The organism is Pantoea sp. R102 (assembly GCF_004916815.1).
GTDB classification, from domain to species: domain Bacteria; phylum Pseudomonadota; class Gammaproteobacteria; order Enterobacterales; family Enterobacteriaceae; genus Pantoea; species Pantoea dispersa.
In genome coordinates, this window is record NZ_SDFT01000044.1 from 59,031 (window position 1) to 65,058 (window position 6,028).

Here is a 6,028-nt window from a genome sequence, read left to right on the forward strand (position 1 = left end):
AATGAAACTCACATCCAGCCGATTTCTCGTCGGCGCACTGATCGTCATCGGCCTGAGCGCCTGTCAGGCGCCACCCCAGAGCAGTACGCCGCGCGGTGCGGTGAACCTGCCGGAGCCGGACGTGCGCCTGGCGGATTATCTGGCCGCCGATTGCCAGAATGTCTGGCAGATTGAAGCACCGGCGGCCATGAGCAATCCACTTTACTGGCAGCGCGCTATCGACTGCGGTGAGCGGCTGTCGGCGGCCGAAGCGCGGGCGGAAGCGCGGCGCTGGCCGGTACAGAACTGGGCGCGCGCCTTTAAGCAGGGCATCCTGCTGGCGAACGGCAACGTGACGCCGGTGGAGCGCCGTCAGTACGTTGATACGCTCGACAGCTATAGCGCGGATTATCCGGCGGCGGTGCGTCCATTGCTGCAGCTGTGGCGCAGTAACCAGGCCGCGCAGCTGGAGCTGAGCGAGGCGCGCGGCCGCTACGCCGCGCTGCAGCAAAGCAATGACGCTGAACTGGATCGCCTGCGTCAGCAGCAAACGCAACTGCGGCAAACGCTGGACGATACCCAGCGTAAATTGCAGCGACTGACTGACATCGAGCGTCAGCTGTCATCGCGCAAAGCGCCGGACAGCGGCGACAGCACGCACGGTGTCAGCGATGCCCAAAGCGAGGAGCAGTAACCATGAAACAGGCCGCACGCTTACTGCTGGTGGATGACGATCCGGGCTTACTCAAGCTGCTCGGTATGCGTCTCAGCAGTGAAGGCTATCAGGTAGCGACCGCGGCCAGCGGGCCGGAAGCCCTGCGTCATCTGCAGAAAGAGAAAGTCGATTTGGTGATCAGCGATCTGCGCATGGATGAAATGGATGGCTTGGCGCTGTTTGCTGAAATCCAGAAGCGCCATACCGGACTGCCGGTCATCATCCTGACCGCGCACGGCTCGATTCCGGACGCGGTAGCCGCCACGCAGCAGGGCGTGTTCAGCTTTCTGACCAAACCGGTCGATCGCGATGCGCTATACAAAGCGATTGACGAAGCACTGGCGCAGCGCGCGCCGGTCAGCGATGACGGCTGGCGCGAAGCGATCGTCACGCGTAATCCGCTGATGCTGCGGCTGCTGGAGCAGGCGCACATGGTGGCGCAATCTGACGTCAGTATATTGATTAACGGCCAGAGCGGAACCGGCAAAGAGGTACTGGCGCAGGCGATTCATGCTGCCAGTCCGCGCGCCGGCAAACCTTTCATTGCCATCAACTGCGGCGCGCTGCCGGAACAACTGCTGGAGTCCGAGCTGTTTGGCCACGCCAAAGGCGCCTTCACCGGTGCCGTAAGTGCGCGCGAAGGGCTGTTTCAGGCGGCGGAAGGCGGCACGCTGTTTCTCGATGAGATTGGCGACATGCCGCAGGCGCTGCAGGTAAAACTTCTCCGCGTGCTGCAGGAGCGCAAAGTGCGCCCGCTGGGCAGCAACCGCGATCTCGACATCAACGTGCGCATCATCTCTGCCACGCACCGCGATCTGCCGAAGGCGATGGAGAAGAAAAGCTTCCGCGAAGATCTCTACTATCGTCTCAACGTGGTGAATCTCAGGATCCCGGCACTGCACGAACGCGCCGAAGACATCCCGCTGCTGGCCAACCATCTGCTGCGCCAGTCGGCCGATCGCCACAAACCGTTTGTGCGCAGCTTCTCGGTCGATGCGATGAAACGGCTGGTGAGTGCCAGCTGGCCGGGAAATGTGCGCCAGCTGGTTAACGTGATTGAGCAGTGCGTGGCGCTTACTACGTCGCCGGTAATTGGTGACGCGCTGGTAGAGCAGGCGCTGGCTGGCGAGAACACGGCGCTACCGACCTTTGTCGAAGCACGCAACCAGTTTGAGCTTAACTATCTGCGCAAACTGCTGCAGATGACCAAAGGTAATGTGACGCATGCGGCGCGTCTGGCTGGACGCAACCGTACCGAGTTTTATAAGCTGCTGTCGCGCCACGAACTGGACGCCAGCGAATTTAAAGAGTAGCTTGCTGCGGCAGCGTCAGGAACACTTATACTCATAGTTACCCGTCCATCATGGAGGGAGCGAAAAAAGGATCTGTGATGAAAAAGATCGATGCAATTATCAAACCATTCAAACTCGATGATGTGCGTGAAGCCTTAGCAGAAGTGGGCATCACCGGGATGACGGTCAGCGAAGTGAAAGGCTTCGGACGTCAGAAAGGCCACACCGAGCTGTATCGCGGTGCCGAATACATGGTCGATTTTCTGCCAAAAGTGAAAATCGAGATGGTGGTGGGCGATGATATCGTCGATACCTGCGTAGAAACCATCATGAAAACCGCGCAGACCGGTAAAATCGGCGACGGCAAAATCTTTGTCTTTGACGTGGCGCGCGTCGTGCGTATTCGTACCGGCGAGGAAGACGAAGAGGCCATCTGAGCCCTTCGCTCCTCACCAGACACAAAGCCTGCCGCGTGCAGGCTTTTTCATTTACAGCACCTTGTGCGGACCGAACACCTCGTAGTGAATGCGGTCGGCGCTGATGCCGGCGTCGGTCAGCTGGCGTGCAACAAACTGCATGAATGCCAGCGGGCCGCAAATCCAGAACTGACCCTCGGGCTGGGTCAGTGCGGTTGAGACGGTGGCTAAATCCATCAGGCCTTGCGCGTCGTAACGTCCCGCGTCGTCAGCTTGCGGCTGGCGATACCAGACGTGGCGGCTAAAGCGCGGTAGTTGCGCACCCAGCGCCGCGACCTCATCAGCAAATGCGTGCTGCGCGCCGTTTTCGGTAGCGTGCAGCCAGCATACCGCGGCCGGGTGCTGCTGCTCCGCCAGGCTGGCCAGCATGGCTAACAGCGGCGTTTGCCCGACGCCGGCTGAGATCAGCGTCACCGGCGTCTGCGCCGCTGCCTGCAGGAAGAAATCCCCGGCCGGCGCGGCGCACTGCACGATATCGCCGACCTTCGCATGCTGATGCAGCCAGCCGGAGACGCTGCCCTGCGCTTCGTGTTTCACCGCAATGCGATAGGCTTTGCCATCCGGCAGATGCGTCAGCGAATACTGGCGGTGCTGAATGTAGTCGCTGTCCGCCGGGCGCAGACTGAGGGTCAGATACTGGCCGGGCAGGAAGTCCGCCACCGGCTCTCCATCATTCGGCACCAGCTCAATGCTTTTGATCACCGAGCTCTGCGCGGTAATCGCACGGATACGAAAATCGCGCGCGCCGCGCCAGCCGCCGACCTTTTCTTCCGACGCACGGTAAATCGCTGCTTCACGCTGGATAAACACCTCAGCCAGCACGCCATAGGCTTTGCCCCACGCCGCCAGTACTTCATCGCCTGGATTGAGCAGCTCTTTAATCGTCGCCAGCAGGTTTTCCCCGACAATCGCGTACTGCGCCGGCTGAATATTCAGGCTGGCATGCTTCTGCGCAATTTTCTCCACCGCCGGCAGCAGCACCGCGAGGTTTTCCAGGTTGCTGCCGTACGCGCAGATCGCGTTAAACAGCGCTTCACGCTGATTGCCGCTGCGCTGGTTGTTCATGTTAAACACGTTCTTCAGCTCGGGATGCTGCGTCAGCATCCGCTGATAAAAGTGACCGGTCAGCTGCGGGCCGAGTTGAGCAATCGCGGGCAGGGTAGATTTCACGGTGGCGATGGTTTGTGCGTCAAGCATGGGCTGATCCTCAGAGTAATTTTAAACATGTATTTTAAATGCATGTTATGCCTGTTGCCGCGCACTGTAAATCCCCCGTTTTGTCTGGGGTGACGAGTGCCAATCTGCTGGCGGGCGCGCAAAGCTGAAAAATTTTCCCGCTGCTGATGAACAAATATCCGGTTTTCTTCCCCGGCTAAAAAGCGTAAAAATCCCGTGCCAGCGCCTTGCCAATCGTTTGCGTAAAAAGAGGGGATTGGCGCTACCGTCCCCTGGCAAAACCGTTTACACTGTTGGCCTTCGCCCCCAGCCGGGGCTTAAACTGCCGTTAAAAAGTTGCTGAGTCAGGAGATGCGGATGTTAAAGCGTGATATGAACATTGCCGATTATGATGCCGAGTTGTGGCAGGCTATGGAGCAGGAGAAGGTGCGTCAGGAAGAGCACATTGAACTGATTGCTTCGGAAAACTACACCAGCCCACGCGTTATGCAGGCGCAAGGTTCACAGCTCACCAACAAATATGCCGAAGGCTATCCGGGCAAACGCTACTACGGCGGATGTGAATATGTGGATATCGTTGAGCAGCTGGCGATCGATCGCGCCAAAGCGCTGTTCGGCGCGGATTACGCTAACGTGCAGCCGCACTCCGGCTCCCAGGCTAACTTCGCGGTGTATACCGCGCTGCTGCAGCCGGGCGACACCATTCTGGGCATGAACCTGGCACACGGTGGTCACCTGACCCACGGTTCGCCGGTCAACCTGTCCGGTAAACTGTACAACGTTATCCCTTACGGCATCGATGAAACCGGCAAAATCAATTACGAAGAGCTGGCCGAACTGGCGCAGACCCACAAGCCAAAAATGATCGTGGGCGGCTTCTCTGCTTACTCTGGCGTGTGCGACTGGGCCAAAATGCGTGAAATCGCCGACAGCATCGGCGCCTGGCTGTTTGTTGATATGGCCCACGTTGCCGGTCTGATCGCTGCTGATGTCTACCCGAACCCGGTACCGCACGCGCACATCGTGACCTCGACCACGCACAAAACGCTGGCCGGCCCGCGCGGTGGCCTGATCCTGGCGAAAAACGGCGACGAAGAGCTGTACAAGAAACTGAACTCCGCGGTGTTCCCGGGTGGTCAGGGCGGCCCGCTGATGCACGTTATCGCCGGCAAAGCCGTGGCGTTCAAAGAAGCCATGGAGCCGGAGTTCAAGGCTTATCAGCAGCAGGTCGCGAAGAACGCCAAAGCGATGGTGGAAGTGCTGCTGGAGCGCGGTTACAACATCGTCTCAGGCGGTACTTACAACCACCTATTCCTGATCGATCTGGTGAGCAAAGGGCTGACCGGTAAAGAGGCGGATGCCGCTCTGGGCCGCGCTAACATCACCGTGAACAAAAACAGCGTACCTAACGATCCGAAGAGCCCGTTTGTGACCTCCGGTGTGCGTATCGGTACGCCAGCAGTGACCCGTCGCGGTTTCAAAGAAGCGGAAGTGCGCGAACTGGCGGGCTGGATCGCTGACGTTCTCGACAATATCAACGACGAAGCCACTATCGAGCGCACCAAACAGAAAGTGCTGGATATCTGTGCCCGTCTGCCGGTTTATGCCTGATAAGCGCTAAACCCGCAGTGTGAAGAAGGATGGCGCAAGCCATCCTTTTTTTATTCCCTTTCGCAGGCGGCTTTGAGAAAGTAACGGCCATTCCGCGCACGGCGGAGCGTCAACAGGAGGAAACATGACCATCGGATCGGCCAGGTGGCTGGGACTGAGCTACTTCACCTACTTTTTCTGCTATGGCATCTATCTGCCGTTCTGGAGCGTGTGGCTGAAAGGCAACGGGCTGGATGCGGAAAAAATTGGCCTGCTGCTCGGCTGTGGCATGGTGGCGCGCTTTGCCGGCAGCCTGTTGATTGCTTCGCAGGTGAAAAATCCAGCGCAGCTGATTGTTGCGCTGCGCCTGCTGGCGCTGGCGACCTGTCTGTTCGCGCTCGGTTTCTGGCTGGGCAGTCAGTGGCTATGGCTGCTGCTGGTGATGATTGGTTTTAACCTGTTCTTCTCGCCGCTGGTGCCGCTGAGTGATGCGCTGGCGGCCACCTGGACACAGCAAATCGGGCTGGCCTATGGTCCGGTACGGCTGTGGGGCTCGCTGGCGTTTGTTATCAGCTCGGCGCTTACCGGTATGCTGGTCAGCGCCTGGTCATCGCAGGTGATTCTGCTACTGCTGAGCGCAGGCGCCCTGGCGTAGCTCACCCTGCGGTCGGGTTTGTGGCGGCAGCAGCATGCCTGACAGCATCGCCAGCGCGCCTGCGCTCAGCAGTAGCAGAATCACCTGCGATGACCAGGCGCTGACCAGCATACCGGTAAGCGCCGAGCTGATAACAAACGCCAGC

At 59.2% G+C, this 6,028-nt stretch carries 5 protein-coding genes and 2 pseudogenes; 5 read left to right on the forward strand and 2 right to left on the reverse strand.

Features of this window, described 5'->3' with window-relative positions; genetic code table 11:
- The first annotated feature begins 1 nt into the window (after nt 1).
- The 3 genes from qseG to glnB all read left to right on the forward strand — a co-directional run bounded on the left by qseG (nt 2) and on the right by glnB (nt 2,423).
- A complete protein-coding gene (gene qseG, locus ERD80_RS06365) occupies nt 2-673 on the forward strand; it encodes a two-component system QseEF-associated lipoprotein QseG (RefSeq protein WP_136546244.1) in 672 nt (223 codons plus the stop codon).
- A 2-nt stretch (nt 674-675) separates the two neighbouring features.
- Complete coding sequence (gene glrR / locus ERD80_RS06370; protein ID WP_058758284.1) at nt 676-2,007, forward strand: two-component system response regulator GlrR; 1,332 nt, start codon at nt 676-678, stop codon at nt 2,005-2,007.
- A gap of 77 nt (nt 2,008-2,084) precedes the next feature.
- Complete coding sequence (gene glnB, locus ERD80_RS06375; protein ID WP_007886217.1) at nt 2,085-2,423, forward strand: nitrogen regulatory protein P-II; 339 nt, start codon at nt 2,085-2,087, stop codon at nt 2,421-2,423.
- Between the two features lie 51 nt (nt 2,424-2,474).
- On the opposite strand, the gene hmpA is transcribed toward glnB, so the two are convergent.
- The gene (gene hmpA / locus ERD80_RS06380; RefSeq protein WP_136546246.1) at nt 2,475-3,659 is read right to left on the reverse strand and encodes an NO-inducible flavohemoprotein; all 1,185 of its coding nucleotides are present in this window, start codon (nt 3,657-3,659) and stop codon (nt 2,475-2,477) included.
- Between the two features lie 336 nt (nt 3,660-3,995).
- Here hmpA and glyA point away from each other — a divergent pair, with 336 nt between their 5' ends.
- The gene (gene glyA / locus ERD80_RS06385) at nt 3,996-5,249 is read left to right on the forward strand and encodes a serine hydroxymethyltransferase (RefSeq protein ID WP_021506540.1); all 1,254 of its coding nucleotides are present in this window, start codon (nt 3,996-3,998) and stop codon (nt 5,247-5,249) included.
- A 124-nt stretch (nt 5,250-5,373) separates the two neighbouring features.
- Nucleotides 5,374-5,880: pseudogene (locus ERD80_RS06390) on the forward strand (MFS transporter); the annotation flags it as partial.
- Here the strand turns inward: ERD80_RS06390 and ERD80_RS22815 are convergent.
- Nucleotides 5,869-6,028, reverse strand: a pseudogene (locus ERD80_RS22815) (3-phenylpropionate MFS transporter); the annotation flags it as partial. The pseudogenes ERD80_RS06390 and ERD80_RS22815 overlap by 12 nt on opposite strands.

Excerpts from the sequence above, each read along its gene's own strand:
- glrR (WP_058758284.1), top strand. The coding sequence starts at position 676 with ATGAAACAGGCCGCACGCTTACTGCTGGTGGATGACGATCCGGGCTTA.
- hmpA (WP_136546246.1), bottom strand. The coding sequence starts at position 3,659 with ATGCTTGACGCACAAACCATCGCCACCGTGAAATCTACCCTGCCCGCG.
- glyA (WP_021506540.1), top strand. The coding sequence starts at position 3,996 with ATGTTAAAGCGTGATATGAACATTGCCGATTATGATGCCGAGTTGTGG.
- glnB (WP_007886217.1), top strand. The coding sequence starts at position 2,085 with ATGAAAAAGATCGATGCAATTATCAAACCATTCAAACTCGATGATGTG.
- qseG (WP_136546244.1), top strand. The coding sequence starts at position 2 with ATGAAACTCACATCCAGCCGATTTCTCGTCGGCGCACTGATCGTCATC.